This window comes from Streptomyces ochraceiscleroticus, assembly GCF_000720485.1.
Taxonomy (GTDB): Bacteria; Actinomycetota; Actinomycetes; order Streptomycetales; family Streptomycetaceae; genus Streptomyces; species Streptomyces ochraceiscleroticus.
This window is the reverse complement of the sequence record NZ_JOAX01000092.1, coordinates 1-445: the sequence shown is the minus strand read 5'-3', so window position 1 is coordinate 445 and position 445 is coordinate 1. Positions and strand designations below refer to the sequence as shown.

Genomic DNA, 445 nt, shown 5'->3' with positions numbered 1-445 from the left:
AGGGAATCGTCGAAGGTGGGACTGGCGATTGGGACGAAGTCGTAACAAGGTAGCCGTACCGGAAGGTGCGGCTGGATCACCTCCTTTCTAAGGAGCACTTCTTACCGGGTCTTCGGACCTGGTCAGAGGCCAGAACATCAGCGAATGTCTGATGCTGGTTGCTCATGGGTGGAACGTTGACTACTCGGCACACAGATCGATCGGAACGCTAGTACTGCCCTCGGGCGTGGAACGCGATCGGATGGGACTGGGTGTCGGGCACGCTGTTGGGTGTCTGAGGGCACGGACTCATGTTCGTACCTTCAAACGCCGGCCCCGGTGTAGCGCCACGGAAGTGGTGTGTGACGGGTGGCTGGTCGTTGCTTGAGAACTGCACAGTGGACGCGAGCATCTGTGGCCAAGTTTTTAAGGGCGCACGGTGGATGCCTTGGCACCAGGAACCGAT

General features: G+C 58.9%; 1 rRNA gene. It reads left to right on the top strand.

The features are described from left to right. Positions 1-87, top strand: a 16S ribosomal RNA gene (locus IG84_RS0137315); the annotation flags it as partial. Positions 88-445: the final 358 nt, after the last annotated feature.